Genomic DNA, 16,673 nt, shown 5'->3' with positions numbered 1-16,673 from the left:
CATTGGCGCGAGACGAATCATGCACAGCGAATTATGGAACCACGCCCTGGCCCTCTACGGCCGTCCAGGGGTCGAGAATGCCTGCCTGACCCTGCAGGCCTTGGGCGGCGATGTCTGCCTGCTGCTGTGCGGCACTTGGCTGCAGGCACGGCGGGTAGCCCCCGATGCGCGGCGGGTGGAAGCACTACGGCAACTGGCCAGCCCCTGGCAGCAAGAGGTGGTTACACCCTTGCGCGCGCTGCGTCAGGCGTGGCGTGCACAGGCACAAGGCGATCCGCACCTGGCGGCATTACGAGAGCAGGTGAAAGGGTTGGAACTAGAGGCGGAGCGAACCTTGCTGGCGCGCTTGCAGACGTGCGCCGCAACGTGGTCGGCGAGCCCGGACGGACACGCCGACGATTGGCTGGACCGGCTGGCGCCGGACCAGGCCCGTGACCACGACGCGCTGCATCAGCTGCGCGCCGCGGCCAGAGCGCTTCAGGACGCCGAAGACGGCGACTGAGCCGGGGTGCTGGCCGGAGCCGATGGCGCTGGAGAAGCCGGAGTGCTGCTGGCAGCAGGAGCTGCGGGCTTGGCTTCGACAGGCTTGGCAGGAGCCTTGGTGGCAGCTGGCTTGGCGGCAGGTTTCGAAGCGGGTTTGGCGGCAGGTTTCGCAGCCGGTTTTGCCGCTGCTGGCTTCGCGGCAGGTTTGGCTGCCGCTGGCTTGGCTGCTGGTTTAGCTGCTGACTTGGCAGCCGCTGCAGGCTTGGCTGCAACCGGCTTGGCGGCGGCTTTGGCTGGAGCTTTGGCAGCAGCGGGCTTGGCAGCAGGTTTAGCGGCTGCCGGTTTGGCTGCTGGTTTGGCGGCAACCGGCTTGGCTGAAGCTGCCTTGGTCGCAGGCTTGGCCGCAGTTGCTTTGGCTGCTGGCTTGGCCGGGGCCTTGGCCGCAGCAGGTTTGGCAGCGGGTTTGGCCGCAGCAGGTTTGGCCGCAGCGGTTTTCGCAGCAGGCTTGGCGGCTGCCGCTTTGGCCGGTGCCTTGGCAGCGGCAGGTTTGGCGGCGGCTTTAGCAGCAGGCTTGGCAGCGGCGGTTTTCACGGGTGCCTTGGCGGCGGGCTTGGCAGCAGGAGACTTGGTGGCAGGCTTGGCAGCCGCGACCTTGGTGGCAGGTTTTGCAGCAGTCTTGGCCGCAGGCTTGGCTGCCGCACGCAGGCCGAGTGCCTTGCCAGCGGCTTCACGCACCTTGCCAACACCCTGAGCCAGTTTCAGGCTCTCCTGGGCATCACGCTTGAGTTGCTGAATATAAGTACGCGTCTGAGTCTGGCGATCTTTCAGCGAATCGAGCAGTGCTTCAAGTTCACCGATAGCCCCCTGGGCCTTGCTTTGTGCCTTGGCCTTGCCGGCCTTGGCAGAATCCTGCAACTTCAGACGGGCATTGTGCAGTTTCTCCTGCGCCTTGCCGCGTTGTTTTTCCAACTTGGCGAGCAGTTTTTCTGCATCCGCCAGCGCTTGCGAGCAAGCCTCTTCCAGATGTTCGAGCAGGCTACCGGAAAGTTGCTGGAGCAGATGCAACGGCGTACTGACGGGCTTCTTTTTAGCCGACATGGCTTACCTCCTGGCTGACGAGATTGCGGCTCATACTATGCTTCTGCTGCTACCGCCGCTAGGGCATGTTGACAGTATTGTTTGCGCCGCGTTGCATGCCTGGGCAAAGTTGTTATCTTGCAGCTCGGTGCAAGTGTAGTAGTCGATTAAATGATTGCCGACATTTACTCATTGGCCGGCAACAAAGGCTGGCATACTTCGCCTTCATCGCCGCAGGAGTTGCCCGTGCCTCGTTATCTGATTCTCGGCTTGAGCCTGTTGGCAGCCTCTGCCCTGGCCGCCCCCGAAACACCCCCCGCCAATGACCAGGACCTGGCCTACAGCCTGGGCGCAAGCCTTGGCGAACGCCTGCACCAGGAGATGCCCGGCCTGCAGCTCGATGCGCTGGTAGAGGGGCTGCGCCAGGCCTATCAGGGCCAGCCACCGCGCATCGACAAGACGCGCATGCAGGCGATTCTCCAGCAGCATGACGAGCAGGCCAACGCCGCCGCGCAGCAGGCGCAGGTCGACAAGCTGCTGGCCGCGGAAAAACGCTTCATGGCCAACGAACGCGCCCGCAGCGGTGTACATGAACTGCCCGAAGGTGTGCTCTACAGCGAGCTGGCCAGCGGCAGCGGCGCGCAACCCAAGGCGGGTGGAAAAGTGCAGGTTCGGTATGTCGGCAAGCTGCCGGACGGCTCGGTGTTCGACCAGAGCCAGCAACCGCAGTGGTTCAGCCTGGGCTCGGTGATCGAAGGATGGCAGGTGGCATTGCCACACATGAAGGCAGGCGCCAAGTGGCGACTGGTGATTCCGTCGGCGCAGGCTTATGGCGCCGATGGGGCGGGCGACCTGATCGCGCCCTATACCCCGCTGGTGTTCGAGATCGAACTGCTGGCAGTTGGCGACTGAGACAGGCCGTCAGGCCTGTACCGCACCCTCTTCCTTGTGCGCGTTGTGCAGCACTTCGATCAGGCAGTCTTCGAGCTCGAAGCGTTCGTGCAACAGGCCGCCCAGCTTGCCGAGCTTGTCGGCGAAACGTTCGGTATCCTTGCACTCGCCTTTCTCGCAATGGTCATTGAAAGCCAGAGCGATCTGGGTGATGTCGTTGATCCGGGGATTGATTTCCTCGGCCAGTTTGAGCGCCTGCTCGTCGCCGAACGCCTTCGCTTCAGTGACCAATTGCTCGCTGACCTCGAAGTGCCAGGCCGACACGTAGTCAACCAGGATCGCGCAGAAGTCGCGGTTCTTGTCCTTGTCGGCGAAGGCTGGCTTGGCATCGCGCAGCGCGCGGAAGGCCTGCACCAGTTCATGACGCTCCTCCAGCCAACGGTCGATCAGCTTGTGAACCCCGCCCCATCGTTCCTGGGCGTTCTGGCAACTATCGAGCATGGCAGTCTCATCCCTAGCTGGGCAGATGCCGCTGCACCTCGCGTCACAACTGCGCGACACAAAGGTGACATCCGCAGAGCGGCATCGAACCGTATGTTTTCAATGTGCGTGCAGGGGAGATTATTCCCGCGCGTGCTGACCATCAAGGTACGCAGAGGACTAAGTTCATACAAGCGTTTGATGCCCACACACAGGACCATTGGTCGCGCAATTGCGCTGGGTCAACTGCCGCCAGGGTTGCGGAAACGATACGCCAGCAGGCAGTACAAGGGCAGCGCCGTGAGCAGCAGGAAGGCCATCAGGCTCCATTCGGGGAGCGTGAGGTCCAGGAAGCTCCAACTGATCGAAACACATTCGGAGCTGCCGACCAGCAGACGTTCCAAGGCCTGTGTCCAGGAGCGCTGAAGTGTCTGCGCGAAAGGTTCGGGGGTAATCGCAAGCCACTCGCCCTGCAGCCACACCTGCCGTGACGCAAGGGCGACACCGGCACCGGAACAACCACCTGCCAGCCACGCATAGACCCGCGTGCCGGCTGCACCCGGGGCATGCAGCATGGCGCACAGGCAAACCAGCGCGTAGCACACCAACAGCAGGCGCTGGGTCAGGCAAAGGGGGCACGGAACCAGGCCAAGCCAGTTCTCAAGCACGATCGCCCCGCCCAAGGTGGCGAGCGAGACGAGGAAGGCTGCAAAGAACAAAGGGCGCGAGCGAGCCTGCGACATGAGCGACGGAAATCCCGGAAGAGCAGTAGTGGCGTGAAACGGTAGAGGAAAGAGGATCGCTGTTTCAAGTTGCTACAGTGGGGACAAATCGCTGATTGGAAGGGAAAGTTTTCTAATCTTGGTAGGACATATCCGAAGGTCAGCCACTGCGCAGATACTGTCCTACCACTGCCAGGGGAAACACCAATCGGATGTGCCCGATAGCAACACAAGACAGCACCTGCAGCGGGCGCTGCCTTGTGTTGCTGTCGGGCTACGCAACGCCCTGGCGAACTCAGGACGCGTGCACACCCTCAGGCAGCGGCAAGGCCAGCAAGCGCTCGTCAAGCAGGCCAAGGCCCTCCTGGAACAGCTGGTTGCTGCGCTCGGTCTCGCCCAGCCCGGCCAACAGCCGCGCAAGCTCGGCGCAGGTTTCCGGGTTGCGCTCCATGCGCAGGCTGCTTTCGAGGTAGTCACGCGCCTTGCCCCACAGGCGGTTCTGCAGGCTCAGGCGCCCCAGGGTAAGCAGCAGGCTGGGGTCTTGCGGATGATCCTTGAGCCAGCCTTCGGCCGTCTGCAACTGGCGCGTCGGGTCATCGCCACGTACCAGGCCATAAAGGCGCGCCAGGTGGCTTTCGAACTGACGCTTCAATGCGGTACGCAACACCTGCTCGGCGTCACCCTGGGCGCCAACCTGGCGCAGTTGCTCGGCATAGGCCAGCACCAACTGCGGCTCCTGGCGCTGGGCCGAGGTAAGCTGTTGCCAGGCGCGCTCCAGCGATTGGCGGGCGGCTTGAGAGTCCTCGCCGCGGGTTGCGGCCAGTGTCAGGTTCTGGCCCCAGGCACGCTGCTCCAGTTCGGCCAGCTCGTTGCCCGGCAGCACCTTGCCCTTGCGCAGATCCGGCAGAAGGCGAATCAACGCCGGCCAGTCACCACGCTCGCGGTGCAGACGCTGCAGCAAGCGCAGCACCTGGGCGTTGTGCGGGTGCCGCGCCTGCATCGCCAGCAGGGTTTCCAGGGCACCGTCGCTGTCGCCGCGGTCCATCTGCAACTGCGCATGGGTCAGGGCGATCCCCAGCTCCGCCTGGGGCTGACGCTCCAGGGCACGTTCGAGCAGGTTGTCGCTGTCTTCGGTGCGCCCCTGCTCGTTGGCCGCACGGGCAGCGCCGAGGTAGTAGAGCAAGGGTTGGCGCTCGGCTTCGGCGGCGCGGTGCAGGTGGCGTTGGGCACTGGCCCAGCGACCCTCGGCGAGGTCCAGTTGGCCCTGCTCGATGGCGACACGCACCCGCCGGCTGCGATTGCGCCGTGACCAAGGGTTGACCACCCCGCTGGACGCCAGCACCAGGCCAACCACGTAACGCAGCAACAGCAGCGCCAGCACCAGCACCACCAGTGCCGCGAACGCCGCCCACAGCCCTGATTGGTAACGGAAGCCACCATAGGCGATCAGCACGTAGCCACTGTGCTTGGCGATGGCCACACCCAAGGCCGCGGCGATGACGATCGCCAACACTGCCAGCAGGTAGACACGCTTCATGGCTTGCCCCCTTCGCCTTCGGCCGGCAGATGGCGCCGCTGGATATAGGCCTGCACGGCGGCGAGGCTTTCGCTCAGGTCAGGCACCACCACCGAGACGGGCTGCTCGGCCAGTGCGTTGAGGCTGTCGAGCATGGCCTTGCTCTGCGGGTTGTCCGGGTTGAAGTTGGCCAGCAGCACGCTGCGCGCATCGTCCAGTGCCTGGCTGTAGACCTTGGCCTGGCCATTGAGCGCCGCCCACTGGGCCTGCTCGATGGTGAGGCTCAGCGCGAGGCGCAGCTGGTTGAGCGATTGCCCGGCCAGCAGCGGACGCACGTTCTGGTCGGCGTCGAAATCGATCTGGAAATACTTGGAAATCTCTGCCCACCACCGGGACAGGCGGCTCGCACCATCGCCGTCGGCGGTCAGCGCACCAAGGGCGTCGGCATCGCTGTTGAACTCAGGCGACTGGGCACTCAGTTGCTGTACCTGCTCGCGCTGGGCGGCGAGCTTGAGGAACAACCCGGTACGGTCGGGTTGCTGGGTGCTGTTGAGCGTCGCCAGGCTGCGCGCCAGTTGCTCACGTGCCGCGAAGGCACCTGGGTCGCTCTGCTCGCGCAGGATCTCGTCGGCACCTTCGACCAGCGCCTTGGCGCTGGCGATGTCCTGCAGCGCCGACAGGCGCAGGGTAGCCAGGCGCAACAGATGCTCGGCCTCAGCCAGACGCCACTCCTTGCGGCTTTCGCCAAGCACGGTTTCCAGGCGCTGGCTGAGCCTTTGCTGGTCACTCTGCAACTGTGCAACCAACCGACGGCGGTCTTCGAGTTCGCTGGCTGCGGGCAGGGTCGCCAGTTGCGAGCCGAACTGCTGCTGGCGTTGCTGCAGCGCTTCGGCGCGCTGGTTCAGCGCCTCGATATGCTCACCCTGGCCCTGCTCGCTGCCTTGCAGCTGGTGCACCTGCCATGCGCCCCAACCACCGACGGCCACACCGGCTGCGCCGATCAACAGCGCCAGCAGGGCCAGGCCATTGCCGGCGCGCTTGGCCGGCTGCTCGACGGGAGTCTGCGGCGCATCGAGCGCCGAAGGTTGTTCGTTGTTGGACAAGACAGTCTCGCTCACGTATCCATCCTTTGCATGGGGGCGTCGTCGCAATCCGCTCGACGCCTTAGGAGGCAGGTGCAGCGCTGCGCTGCACGGCTGCCAGCAAGGCCGCGGCGCTCGCGCCACGGCAATCCACAACCTGTTGGGCGCCTGCCGCCCTGGCCTGTTCGGCCACGCGCGGGCTTGGCACGAACAGCGCAAGCCCCGCCAGACGCGGCCAATCCGCACCGGCCAGCTGGAGCAGGTGTTCGAAGCCCTGCCCACTGCTGACCACCAGCCCGTTCAAGCGTTCCGCTTGGATCCGGCGCATCAGGCTGCCTGGGGGATAATCCGGCAGGCGACGTTCATACAGTTCCAGATAATCGACACTAGCACCTTGCTCACCAAGACGCTCGGCCAGCCATTCACGACCACCAACACCACGGGCAATCAGGACGCGTGCTGTAGGAAGCGCGATAGCCTCTCGCAGGACAGACAGGCCGAGCAAGGCCTCGCTATCATCACCCTCTGTAGGGAAAGTCACCTGCAGATGGGCGGCCTGGAGAATGCGCGCCGTCGCCTCCCCCACGGTGAACCAGCCCTGGGGCGGCGGCTTGATGCCCTTGTCGGCGAGCCGCTCGAGCAGCAGACGCGCCGCTGGCTTGCTCACGACGATGATCGCCTGGTACTGATCGATGCCACCCAGTCTCGCCTGGGCCGTTCGATCCAGGGCCAGCGGGTCGATCGCCAGCAAGGGCAAGCGGCTGCTGGCGATTCCAGCAGCCGCCAGGCTCTGCGCCAAAGCCGCGCACTCCTCTTCGGGGCGGGTCAGCAGCAGGCGCCAGTCGCTCACGGATGGCCCGCCTCGCCGTAGACATCCTTGAGGATCGCCTCGGCGCCCTGCCCCAGCAGGTCCTCGGCCACCTGCACGCCCAGGGTTTCGGCGTCGGCACGCGGGGCGCGGGCATCCGCCATCAGTAACGTCCCGCCGCTGGGCTGGCCGACCAGGCCACGCAGCCACAACTGATCGCCTTCGAGCACGGCATAGCAGGCGATCGGCACTTGGCAGCCGCCGTTGAGGTGCTTGTTCATCGCCCGCTCGGCCTTCACGCGGTCAGCGGTATCGGGATGGTTGAGCGGCGCCAGCAGGGCGTGGATCTCGTGGTCGGCGCTGCGACACTCGATGCCGACAGCGCCCTGGCCGCCGGCCGGCAGGCTGTCATCGACACTGATGCTGGAGGTGATGCGGTCTTCGAAGCCCAGGCGGATCAGGCCCGCTGCAGCGAGGATGATGGCGTCGTACTCACCCGCATCGAGCTTGGCCAGGCGCGTGTTGACGTTGCCGCGCAGGAACTGGATCTTCAGATCAGGGCGACGCGCCAGCAACTGGGCCTGGCGGCGCAGGCTGGAGGTGCCGACGACGCTGCCGGCCGGCAGCGCCTCGAGGCTGTCGAAGGTGTTGGAAACGAAAGCGTCGCGCGGGTCTTCACGCTCGCAGATGCAATACAGGCCCAGACCTTCGGGGAAGTCCATGGGCACGTCCTTCATCGAATGCACGGCGATATCGGCTTCGTTGTCGAGCAGGGCGGTTTCCAGCTCCTTGACGAACAGGCCCTTGCCGCCGATTTTCGCCAGGGGCGAGTCGAGCAGCTTGTCGCCGCGGCTGACCATCGGCACCAGGGTCACGACCAGGCCCGGATGGGCCTGCTCAAGGCGAGCTTTGACATAGTCGGCCTGCCACAGGGCCAGGGCACTTTTACGGGTGGCAATGCGGATTTCGCGAGTGGACATTTAACGCCCCGAAGCAGAGAAATGCCGCCGATGATAACAGTTCCCCCAGCCTCGCTAGCAGATCCAGGTCATCACCTGGCCCGGCCATCCCTGGCAGCAGCCGTCATTCGCCTCGGTCAGAGCGTCTGCATCATCTTGCGTACGCCGGCCACATGTCGACGGCTGACGGTCAGGGCATCACCGTCAAGGCCTTTGAGAAACAGCTGGAAATGCCCCAGCGGCGTGCGCTGCAGGCGCTCGATACGTTCACGGGCCACCAGGGCGTTGCGATGGATACGCACGAAACGCTCGCCGAATTCGTCTTCCAGCGATTTCAGCGGCTCGTCCAGCAGCACTTCGCCGGACTCGTGACGCAGGGTCACGTACTTGTGGTCGGCAATGAAGTAGATCACCTGGGGCAGGGGAATCAGCTCGATACCCTTGCGCGTTCGCGCACTGATATGGCTGCGCGGGCCGCCTCCGCCTTCGTTGGCCGGACGGGTCAGGGCGGCGAGCTGGGTGCGGTTGGGCTTTTCCGCCTTGCGCAGGGCATCGCGCAGGGCCTGGGGCTGGGTCGTGCGGCCGACATGGCTGAGGGCACTGTGGCTGAACGCCTCCTGCTCGTCGTCATCGAGGCAGAACACCAGCGCCGGTGGCGCCTCGCGTTCGCACAGGCGTGCTGCCACCTGCAAGCCATCGAGGCCCGGCATGCGGGTGTCCAGCAGGACGACATCGGGTTTGAGGCTGTCGATCAGCGCCAGGGCCTCCTCGCCATTGGTGGCGCTGGGCTCAAGCACCGTATAGCCCTCGAGTTCACCGAGCAGTCGGCTCAGGCGCTCGCGGGCCTGGGGTTCATCATCAACGATCAGGACATTCATAATTGCGCTGGATTCCTGAGTGAGTCTCGCAGTGGGTACAAGCGTAGACAGGAGTCGGTGACCGTTGTAACGGTCACGCTACAGACCCATGCGAAGGCCAAAGATTCACTGGTCTGGCAGAATCGCTGCCAGTCCTCTGTCAAACTGTAGACGGTCCGTGGAACACTGCCGTTCAATCGTTGAATATCCTGTGGCGCCCGCCCACCCTGCGTACACCGGCAATTTTCTCGCGACCGGCGCCCTGCTTAGCGAAGCCCAACCCTGCTATGATCGGCGCCACTTTTTCATTCACGCCTTCTATGAGTGGATCCATGAGCACCGACAAGACCAACCAGTCCTGGGGCGGCCGCTTCAGTGAGCCCGTCGACGCCTTCGTCGCCCGTTTCACCGCCTCGGTCGATTTCGACAAGCGCCTGTACCGTCACGACATCATGGGTTCGATCGCCCACGCCACCATGCTGGCGCAGGTCGGCGTACTCTCCGACGCCGAGCGCGACACCATCATCGATGGCCTGAAGACCATCCAGGGTGAAATCGAAGCGGGCCAGTTCGACTGGCGTGTCGACCTCGAAGACGTGCACATGAACATCGAGGCCCGCCTGACCGACCGCATCGGCATCACTGGCAAGAAGCTGCACACCGGCCGCAGCCGCAACGACCAGGTCGCCACCGACATCCGCCTGTGGCTGCGTGACGAAATCGACCTGATCCTGGGCGAGATCACCCGCCTGCAGCAGGGTCTGCTGGAACAGGCCGAGCGCGAAGCCGAAACCGTCATGCCCGGCTTCACCCACCTGCAGACCGCCCAGCCGGTGACCTTCGGCCACCATCTGCTGGCCTGGTTCGAAATGCTCAGCCGCGACTACGAGCGCCTGGTCGACTGCCGCAAGCGCGCCAACCGCATGCCACTGGGCAGCGCAGCGCTGGCCGGCACCACCTACCCGATCGACCGTGAGCTGACCTGCAAGCTGCTGGGCTTCGAAGCCGTGGCCGGCAACTCGCTGGACGGCGTCTCGGACCGTGACTTCGCCATCGAATTCTGTGCGGCCGCCAGCGTGGCGATGATGCACCTGTCGCGCTTCTCCGAAGAGCTGGTGCTGTGGACGAGCGCGCAGTTCCAGTTCATCGACCTGCCTGATCGTTTCTGCACCGGCAGCTCGATCATGCCGCAGAAGAAGAACCCGGATGTCCCGGAGCTGGTGCGTGGCAAGACCGGCCGCGTGTTCGGCGCCCTGACCGGCCTGCTCACGCTGATGAAAGGCCAGCCGCTGGCCTACAACAAGGATAACCAGGAAGACAAGGAACCGCTGTTCGACGCCGCCGACACCCTGCGCGACTCGCTGCGTGCCTTTGCCGACATGATCCCGGCGATCAAGCCCAAGCACGCCATCATGCGTGAAGCGGCGCTGCGTGGTTTCTCCACCGCCACCGACCTTGCCGACTACCTGGTGCGCCGTGGCCTGCCCTTCCGTGACTGCCACGAGATTGTCGGTCACGCCGTGAAGTATGGCGTCGACACCGGCAAGGATCTGGCCGAGATGAGCCTGGAGGAACTGCGTCAGTTCAGCGACCAGATCGAACAGGACGTGTTTGCCGTACTCACCCTGGAAGGCTCGGTGAACGCGCGCAACCACATCGGCGGCACCGCGCCGGCGCAGGTGCGTGCGGCGGTGGCACGCGGCAAGGCGCTGCTGGCTTCGCGCTAAGCACAAGGCCGCTCCCACAGGACACCTCGCCCCCTGTGGGAGCGGCCTTGCGCCGCGATGGGCCGCGCAGCGGCCCCTCTTCCAATCACCGCTTGTTCCGCACCATCTCCATGAACTTCGGCATCGCCGCCTCCTTGTCCGCCACGATCCGCGCCATGTGCGGATGCTCGCGCAGCTTCCCCAACAGCGCCGCTGCCTGGGGGAAGTCCGCCAGGAAATCGATCCCCAGCACCTTCTTGCCTACCGCACACGCCAGGTCGACCGAGAAGCAGAACATCAGGTCAGCCAGGGTCAGCTTTTCGCCAGCGACATAAGGCGCGAACTTGCCGTTGCGCTTGAGCGTGGCAAAACCTGCCAGCAGCTCGCTGCGCGCTCGCTCCTTGACCAGCGGCTCCACCGCCGTACCGAAGAACGCTTCGGCGTAGCAGGTACGTGCCGGCAGTTCGATGTACAGCTCGATCTCCTTGAGCAGCTCACGCACCTTGGCCTGCCCGAATGCATCACTGGGCAGCAGCGGATGCTCGGGGTGGGTCTGCTCGATGTAATCGAGGATCACGTTTGTCTCGCTGAGAAAGCCGTGTTCGGTTCCCAGCACCGGAACCTTGCCACGCGGGCTGATGGCCAGCACCTCGGGTGTCTGCCCGGAAACGAACGGCACCTCCTCGAAGGGCACGCCTTTTTCCAGCAGGGCCAGCTTGACCATGTTGTAGTAGTTGCTGACCGCGAATCCGTAGAGCTTGAGCATGAACGACAGCCTCCAGGCCGTAAGGGGTTGGCCTGGCTGTTATAGCCGCCTGGCCATCCCCTGACCAGCATCATGGCGCGCGTCGATGACCGGGCATTGCCGACACAGGCATGGCACACTGTCGCTTTCATCACAGGAGTAGCGCCATGAGCGAACCCACCGACATCGAAAACGACGACGAAGAATTCGCCGAGGCGACGCTGACCCAGGCCATCGAGAACCAGATCGAGAGTGGCAATCCGCCTGCCGCCAAGGCTACCTTCAACAAGCTGACCCTGGTCGGCTACGAGCGCGAGGACATCCTCAACCTCATGGCCCACGTGCTGGCCATCGAGATCGACGCGTTGCTCACCGAGGATCGCGCATTCGATACCGAGTGGTACGAAAATGCCCTGCGCGCCCTGCCGGAATTGCCACCTGAGGCAAATCAAGGCGACGACGACGAAGCCTGACTACACTCCTGACTTCCGTCCTTGTCTGGAAGTCAGGAGTCGCTCATGTCCTTCACCCCCGAATTGATCGCCGAACTGGAAGTCCTTGCGCTGTTCAACCTCGACAGCAGCCAGGAAGGGATCAAGATTCACGCCAATGCCTCGCCAGCGCTGGTCGCCGCGGCCAAACGCCTGCATGCCAAGCAACTGACCGACCAGCCAGACGGTGGTTACCTGACCAGCCTGGGCCACGATGCGGTGGAGAGCGTGCAGTTGCTGTTGAATGTTCTGAAAAGCCCACAGCCTGCATGACTGTAACGGCCTCATCGCGGGACAAGTCGGAGCGGCGGTTCGGCGCTCCGACTTGTCCCGCGATGAGGCCCATAAAGACACCACACCCCTAAGGCGCTGGAAAAATGGCGTCAAAATGCCACTCACCCTCTTATCCGACCTCGCCACTCAGGCTAAACTCGCCGGTGCTCCCCCGGCCTGCCTGAGTGCGTCATGAACCACCCCCATGAAATCCGCCCCGATCTGCACGAAGGTATCGACCGCAAGGTGCTGTCGACCCTGCGTGGGCGCTTTCTACAACTGAACGAGGGCCGTCTCGCGCGGGCCAAGGAAGGGCTCTCCAGCCGCCAGCAGCAGGTACTGACGCTGCTGCCGCTGTTCTTCCACGTCAATCATCCGCTGCTGCCGGGCTATGTGTCAGGCAGCACGCCTGCGGGCGTCTCGGGCTTCGAGCCGGACGCCGACCTGCTGGCCGAAGCCCAGCGCCTGACCCGGTCGTTCACCTACAAGGCCCGCCACGGCAACCCGCCACGGCCGATTCATGGCCTGTTCCTCATGGGCAGCCTCGGCACCCTGGCCCAGGCCGAGCAAAGCGACATGGACCTGTGGGTCTGTCATGCACCGGGCATTGGCGAAGGCGCCCTGGCCGAGCTGCGGCGCAAATGCCAGTTGCTCGAAGCCTGGGCCGCCACCCAGGGCGCCGAGGCGCATTTCTTCCTGATCGAGCCCCAGGGCTTTGTCCAGGGCGAACGCGACAGCCAGCTCAGCTCCGACGACTGCGGCACCACCCAGCATTACCTGCTGCTCGACGAGTTCTATCGCACGGCGATCTGGCTGGCCGGACGCACGCCGCTGTGGTGGCTGGTGCCGGTCTACGAAGAGCACAACTACCACGCCTACACCCAGACGCTGCTGTCCAAGCGCTTCATTCGCGCCCAGGACGACCTTGACCTCGGCCACCTCGCACACATCCCGCCCGGGGAGTTCGTCGGCGCAGGGCTGTGGCAACTGTTCAAGGGCATCGACTCGCCCTACAAGTCGCTGCTCAAGCTGCTGCTGACCGAGGTCTACGCCAGCGAACACCCCGAAGTACGCTGCCTGAGCCTGGACTACAAGCGCGCGGTGTTCGCCAACCGCCTGGACCTCGACGAGCTGGACCCATATGTCATGGTCTACCGCCGCATCGAGCAGTACCTGCAGCGCCGTGGCGAACATGCACGCCTGGAGCTGGTGCGGCGCAGCCTCTACCTGAAGGTCAACAAGAAGCTCAGCGCCCTGCCCCGCACGCGCAGCACCGGCTGGCAGCGCCAGCTCCTGGAGCGCCTGACCGACGAGTGGGGGTGGGACGAGCGCCAACTGGCGCTGCTCGACAGCCGCAGCCAGTGGAAGGTCCGCCAGGTGGCGGTCGAGCGTCGCGAGCTGGTGGCCGAGCTGAACTACAGCTACCGCTTCCTCAGCCAGTTCGCACGCGACCAGAGCGCCAGCAGCCGCGCCGATCAACGCGACCTCAACGTGCTGGGTCGGCGCCTGTACGCGGCCTTCGAGCGCCGCGCCGGCAAGATCGAGGTGATCAACCCGGGCATCGCCCCGGACATCGCCGAAGATACCCTCACCCTCGTCCAGTCGCCCAACCGCAAGGAGCCGGGCACCCACCACTGGGGCCTGTACAACGGCAACCTGGGCGTGCACGAGTGGGAGCATTTCAGCCCGATCAAACGCTGCCGCGAGCTGCTCGAACTGCTGACCTGGGCACACCGCAACGGCGTGATCGACAGCAGCACACGTCTGGCCCTGCACCCCGGTGTCAGCGACCTGAGCGAGTTCGAGCTGTTCAACCTGCTCGGCAGCCTGCAGCAGACCATCGCGCTACCGCTGGAAACCGTCAGCGAAATACGCCTGCTGCAACCCAGCGTGGCCGACGAGATCCTGCTGCTGGTCAACGTTGGCATCGACCCGCTGCGTCATCACCGCGACCTGAACATCCTGATGACCACCGAGCGCACCGACTCGCTGAGCTATGCCGGGGTGCGCGAAAACCTGGTGCTGACCTTCGACCAGATCACCCTGAACAGTTGGAACGAAGTGCTGGTGCAGCGCTACGACGGCGAGCACGCGCTGATGCGCTGCCTGCGTGACTTCCTCAACAGCCAGGGACCGCGCACGCAGCGTCCACGGCTACGGGTGCGCTGTTTCTGCCACAACCGTGCGCAAGCGATCGCCCAGCGCGTCGAGGACATCTTCGAGACCGTGCAGTTGCTGCTGGATCAGGGCCTGAACCACCGCTACCTGCTGCAAGTGGCGCAGCACACCCATGTGCTGGACCTGGTGCCTGGCCAGGTCAGCCTGACCACCCTGGACGATCAGGATGCCGTGCTCGCCCACCTCGGCGAGGAGCGCAGCCAGTACAGCCCGCTGTACCTGGACGCCAATGCCCTGCAGGACCACGACCTGCCACTGGTGCTGGAACAGGGTCAAGAGGGCTGCATCCAGGTGTTCTATCGCCTGCACGAAGGCTGGGCCGAGCTCTACGTACTCGACGAATACAACGCACTCTGGCAGCAGCGGCTGCCACTGCAGGACGAAAGCCACCTGCTGCTGCCCCTGCAACGCTTCCTGCAGTCGGTGGTGGTGCGCCGCGATGCCCAGTTGCCGCTCGACAGCCTGCAGCAGGCCGCGCTGGACATCCTCTACTACCAGCTACTGCCCAACGGCCCAGGCAAATGCCGTGCCCTGGAGCCTCGGCCCGCGCCACAGGTCGCGAGCGGCCAGCCGTACTACGAAGTGCAGGCGATTCTCCAGGCAGGCGCGGGGGATGACGTGCATGTCACGCTGTATTGCGACCAGCAGGAGTTTTCCCAGCTCGATCACGGCGACCAGCTGTATGCCGTGGTCGCCCGGCAGATTCTGCGCCAGCGCCGCAGCGCCGGGAACTACCGCTGCTACATCACCGACCTGGACCTGTCCGAGCTGCTCGAGGACGAACAGGGCTCGACGGTGCTGTTCCTGCGCTACAAGCGCGAACTGGAGCAGTCGCTCAATGATGGGCTGGAGCAGCTACAGGCTTGTTTGTAGCTGATGCCGTTCAGAGATCGAAATCACCTGCCGCTTCAGGCTGGTATTCCACGGCGAGCAGCTTGAGCTTGAGCGTCTTGCCGCCTGGCGCCGGCCAGTCGATCTGGTCGCCCACCGACAGGCCGAGCAGCGCGCAACCGATCGGTGCGAGGATCGAGACGTTGCCTTCCACGCCTGCGTCCTTCGGGTAGACCAGGGTCAGGTGATAATCTTTGCCGGTGGCTTCCTCGCGGCAGTGCACGCGCGAGTTCATGGTCACCACGCCCGCCGGGACCTCCTCGTGGCCGACCACCTGTTCGGCGCGGTCCAGCTCGTCCTGCAGGGCGAGCACACCCGGCGTGCTTTCGTCGAGGCTGTCGAGCAGACGCTCAAGACGCTGCACGTCCAGTCGGGTGAGGATGAGGGAAGGCTTGGTGCTCATGGTCCAGTCAGACTCCTTTCAACGAAGTATTTCAAGCTGTAGATAAAGCAAAACCCCGCCCAAGGGCGGGGTTTGAGAATGCTTCTGGCGCGGCCAGTACCGGACTGACACTACCACAGCCGGGCAAATACTCAAGCCTGTGGCGTCGAAGCCCTCAGTGCGTCAGCCTCGCGGCAGATCTGCCGCCGCCGCTCGTCATCGGCCGAACGCCATTCGCGGATATGCTCCACATGACGCATGCATCCAGTGCAGACACGGCGCTCGTCGAGACGGCAGACGCTGATGCACGGCGAAGGCACGGCCGGGCTGACATTGCTGTAGAGCGGCTTGGGCGGCCGCGGTTGCTCGCTCATCTCAGATCTCGTCGAAGTCCAGCTTCTCGCCGACCCGCTCCCAGACGATGCGCTCGAGCATCTCGCCGAGCAGTTCTTCGCTCTTCTCGCAGACCCACTTGCCGCTCTCTTCGTCATAGTCGAAGTGGAAACCGCCCGAGCGGTCGGCCAGCCACAGCTGACGCAGCGGCTCCTGGCGGCTGAAGATCAGTTGGCTGCCGTTGTCGAACTTGATCGTCAGGACACCGGCGGAGTTTTCCATGTCCAGGTCCAGGTCGGTCTCGTCGAACAGATCCTCCAGGGCCTGTTGGGTCGCGTCGACCAGGTCGTGGAAACGCGCTTCGCTCAAACTCATTGCAGGAACCTCGAAAATGGCTGCACACACGCAAGCCGGGCACGATACGACCGCTGGGCGCTGATTGCAAAGACTAGCGACCGGCAGCACCGAGCCCAACCCTCACAACCAGCAAGCCTGGCCCGCCCGACGGACCGGCCCTTGCATAGGCAATCCGGCGGTCGCTCGGTATACTCGGGCGCAATACTGCTTATTTCAAAGGATTTCACCCATGAAGCGCCTGATTTCCTCCATTGCGGCGCTGGTCGCTGTAGCCTGCCTCGTTTCGGCCTGCGGTCAGAAAGGCCCCCTGTACCTGCCTGAAGACGGCAAGGACGGCAAGAGCGCACGCAAGTCGTCGCACCAGCACGCGCAGCCGGCCAAGGCCGCCCCGCAAGACGAAGAATCGCTGCCCGAGCAGTCGCCAGCGCAGTAAGGAAATCCA

19 protein-coding genes are annotated in these 16,673 nt (G+C 64.4%); 7 read left to right on the top strand and 12 right to left on the bottom strand.

Annotated features, from left to right (window positions below; genetic code table 11):
• The first annotated feature begins 19 nt into the window (after nucleotides 1–19).
• On the top strand, nucleotides 20–502 hold the full coding sequence (locus AC2CGW_RS11615; RefSeq protein ID WP_484574064.1) for a TIGR02444 family protein: 483 nt from the start codon (nucleotides 20–22) through the stop codon (nucleotides 500–502).
• On the opposite strand, the gene AC2CGW_RS11610 is transcribed toward AC2CGW_RS11615, so the two are convergent.
• Complete coding sequence (locus AC2CGW_RS11610; RefSeq protein ID WP_484574063.1) at nucleotides 478–1,581, bottom strand: AlgP family protein; 1,104 nt, start codon at nucleotides 1,579–1,581, stop codon at nucleotides 478–480. The two genes, AC2CGW_RS11615 and AC2CGW_RS11610, sit on opposite strands and share 25 nt — an antisense overlap.
• 225 nt (nucleotides 1,582–1,806) lie before the next feature.
• Between AC2CGW_RS11610 and AC2CGW_RS11605 the strand changes: the two genes are divergently transcribed.
• Nucleotides 1,807–2,472, top strand: a complete 666-nt coding sequence (locus tag AC2CGW_RS11605; protein ID WP_186667384.1) for an FKBP-type peptidyl-prolyl cis-trans isomerase — start codon at nucleotides 1,807–1,809, stop codon at nucleotides 2,470–2,472.
• A 9-nt stretch (nucleotides 2,473–2,481) separates the two neighbouring features.
• Here AC2CGW_RS11605 and rsd read toward each other — a convergent pair whose 3' ends face one another.
• From rsd to AC2CGW_RS11570, 7 genes are all read right to left on the bottom strand, one after another.
• On the bottom strand, nucleotides 2,482–2,952 hold the full coding sequence (gene rsd, locus AC2CGW_RS11600; protein ID WP_186667383.1) for a sigma D regulator: 471 nt from the start codon (nucleotides 2,950–2,952) through the stop codon (nucleotides 2,482–2,484).
• Nucleotides 2,953–3,173: 221 nt separating this feature from the next.
• Nucleotides 3,174–3,674 (bottom strand): disulfide bond formation protein B, encoded by a 501-nt coding sequence (locus AC2CGW_RS11595; protein WP_426351475.1) that lies wholly within the window; start codon nucleotides 3,672–3,674, stop codon nucleotides 3,174–3,176.
• Between the two features lie 274 nt (nucleotides 3,675–3,948).
• Entirely contained in the window at nucleotides 3,949–5,190 is a 1,242-nt protein-coding gene (locus AC2CGW_RS11590; protein ID WP_484574062.1) for a heme biosynthesis HemY N-terminal domain-containing protein, read from the bottom strand.
• A complete protein-coding gene (locus tag AC2CGW_RS11585; RefSeq protein ID WP_186667380.1) occupies nucleotides 5,187–6,287 on the bottom strand; it encodes a uroporphyrinogen-III C-methyltransferase in 1,101 nt (366 codons plus the stop codon). The genes AC2CGW_RS11590 and AC2CGW_RS11585 overlap by 4 nt, the downstream gene beginning before the upstream one ends.
• A 46-nt stretch (nucleotides 6,288–6,333) precedes the next feature.
• The gene (locus AC2CGW_RS11580; protein ID WP_186711065.1) at nucleotides 6,334–7,101 is read right to left on the bottom strand and encodes a uroporphyrinogen-III synthase; all 768 of its coding nucleotides are present in this window, start codon (nucleotides 7,099–7,101) and stop codon (nucleotides 6,334–6,336) included.
• Nucleotides 7,098–8,039, bottom strand: coding sequence for a hydroxymethylbilane synthase (hemC, locus tag AC2CGW_RS11575; protein WP_186667378.1), 942 nt, complete (start codon nucleotides 8,037–8,039; stop codon nucleotides 7,098–7,100). The genes AC2CGW_RS11580 and hemC overlap by 4 nt, the downstream gene beginning before the upstream one ends.
• Nucleotides 8,040–8,155: 116 nt before the next feature.
• Entirely contained in the window at nucleotides 8,156–8,896 is a 741-nt protein-coding gene (locus AC2CGW_RS11570) for a LytR/AlgR family response regulator transcription factor (protein ID WP_186667377.1), read from the bottom strand.
• Nucleotides 8,897–9,207: 311 nt separating this feature from the next.
• Between AC2CGW_RS11570 and argH the strand changes: the two genes are divergently transcribed.
• Nucleotides 9,208–10,602, top strand: coding sequence for an argininosuccinate lyase (gene argH / locus AC2CGW_RS11565; RefSeq protein WP_186667376.1), 1,395 nt, complete (start codon nucleotides 9,208–9,210; stop codon nucleotides 10,600–10,602).
• 85 nt (nucleotides 10,603–10,687) lie between these two features.
• Here the strand turns inward: argH and AC2CGW_RS11560 are convergent, their stop codons facing one another.
• Entirely contained in the window at nucleotides 10,688–11,347 is a 660-nt protein-coding gene (locus AC2CGW_RS11560; RefSeq protein ID WP_288375926.1) for a glutathione S-transferase family protein, read from the bottom strand.
• 146 nt (nucleotides 11,348–11,493) lie between these two features.
• On the opposite strand from AC2CGW_RS11560, the gene AC2CGW_RS11555 reads away from it, so the two are divergent.
• The 3 genes from AC2CGW_RS11555 (at nucleotide 11,494) to AC2CGW_RS11545 (ending at nucleotide 15,141) form a co-directional block, all read left to right on the top strand.
• The gene (locus AC2CGW_RS11555) at nucleotides 11,494–11,799 is read left to right on the top strand and encodes a hypothetical protein (RefSeq protein ID WP_054891610.1); all 306 of its coding nucleotides are present in this window, start codon (nucleotides 11,494–11,496) and stop codon (nucleotides 11,797–11,799) included.
• A 45-nt stretch (nucleotides 11,800–11,844) separates the two neighbouring features.
• Complete coding sequence (locus AC2CGW_RS11550) at nucleotides 11,845–12,090, top strand: TIGR02647 family protein (RefSeq protein ID WP_186667374.1); 246 nt, start codon at nucleotides 11,845–11,847, stop codon at nucleotides 12,088–12,090.
• Between the two features lie 192 nt (nucleotides 12,091–12,282).
• Nucleotides 12,283–15,141 carry a class I adenylate cyclase gene (locus tag AC2CGW_RS11545; RefSeq protein ID WP_484574061.1) on the top strand — a complete coding sequence of 953 codons (2,859 nt, stop codon included), beginning with the start codon at nucleotides 12,283–12,285 and terminating at the stop codon, nucleotides 15,139–15,141.
• Between the two features lie 10 nt (nucleotides 15,142–15,151).
• On the opposite strand, the gene rnk is transcribed toward AC2CGW_RS11545, so the two are convergent.
• The 3 genes from rnk to cyaY all read right to left on the bottom strand — a co-directional run bounded on the left by rnk (nucleotide 15,152) and on the right by cyaY (nucleotide 16,249).
• Nucleotides 15,152–15,562, bottom strand: a complete 411-nt coding sequence (gene rnk, locus AC2CGW_RS11540; RefSeq protein WP_484574060.1) for a nucleoside diphosphate kinase regulator — start codon at nucleotides 15,560–15,562, stop codon at nucleotides 15,152–15,154.
• 131 nt (nucleotides 15,563–15,693) lie between these two features.
• Nucleotides 15,694–15,915 carry a DUF1289 domain-containing protein gene (locus tag AC2CGW_RS11535; protein ID WP_054891606.1) on the bottom strand — a complete coding sequence of 74 codons (222 nt, stop codon included), beginning with the start codon at nucleotides 15,913–15,915 and terminating at the stop codon, nucleotides 15,694–15,696.
• Nucleotide 15,916: 1 nt separating this feature from the next.
• Nucleotides 15,917–16,249, bottom strand: a complete 333-nt coding sequence (gene cyaY / locus AC2CGW_RS11530; protein WP_054891605.1) for an iron donor protein CyaY — start codon at nucleotides 16,247–16,249, stop codon at nucleotides 15,917–15,919.
• Nucleotides 16,250–16,460: 211 nt separating this feature from the next.
• Here cyaY and lptM point away from each other — a divergent pair, with 211 nt between their 5' ends.
• Nucleotides 16,461–16,664, top strand: coding sequence for an LPS translocon maturation chaperone LptM (gene lptM, locus AC2CGW_RS11525; RefSeq protein ID WP_186667371.1), 204 nt, complete (start codon nucleotides 16,461–16,463; stop codon nucleotides 16,662–16,664).
• Nucleotides 16,665–16,673: the final 9 nt, after the last annotated feature.

The organism is Pseudomonas sp. SYWMCR5, assembly GCF_057197165.1.
The sequence above is the reverse complement of the archived record's forward strand: the minus strand, read 5'-3'. Positions and strand labels throughout refer to the sequence as shown.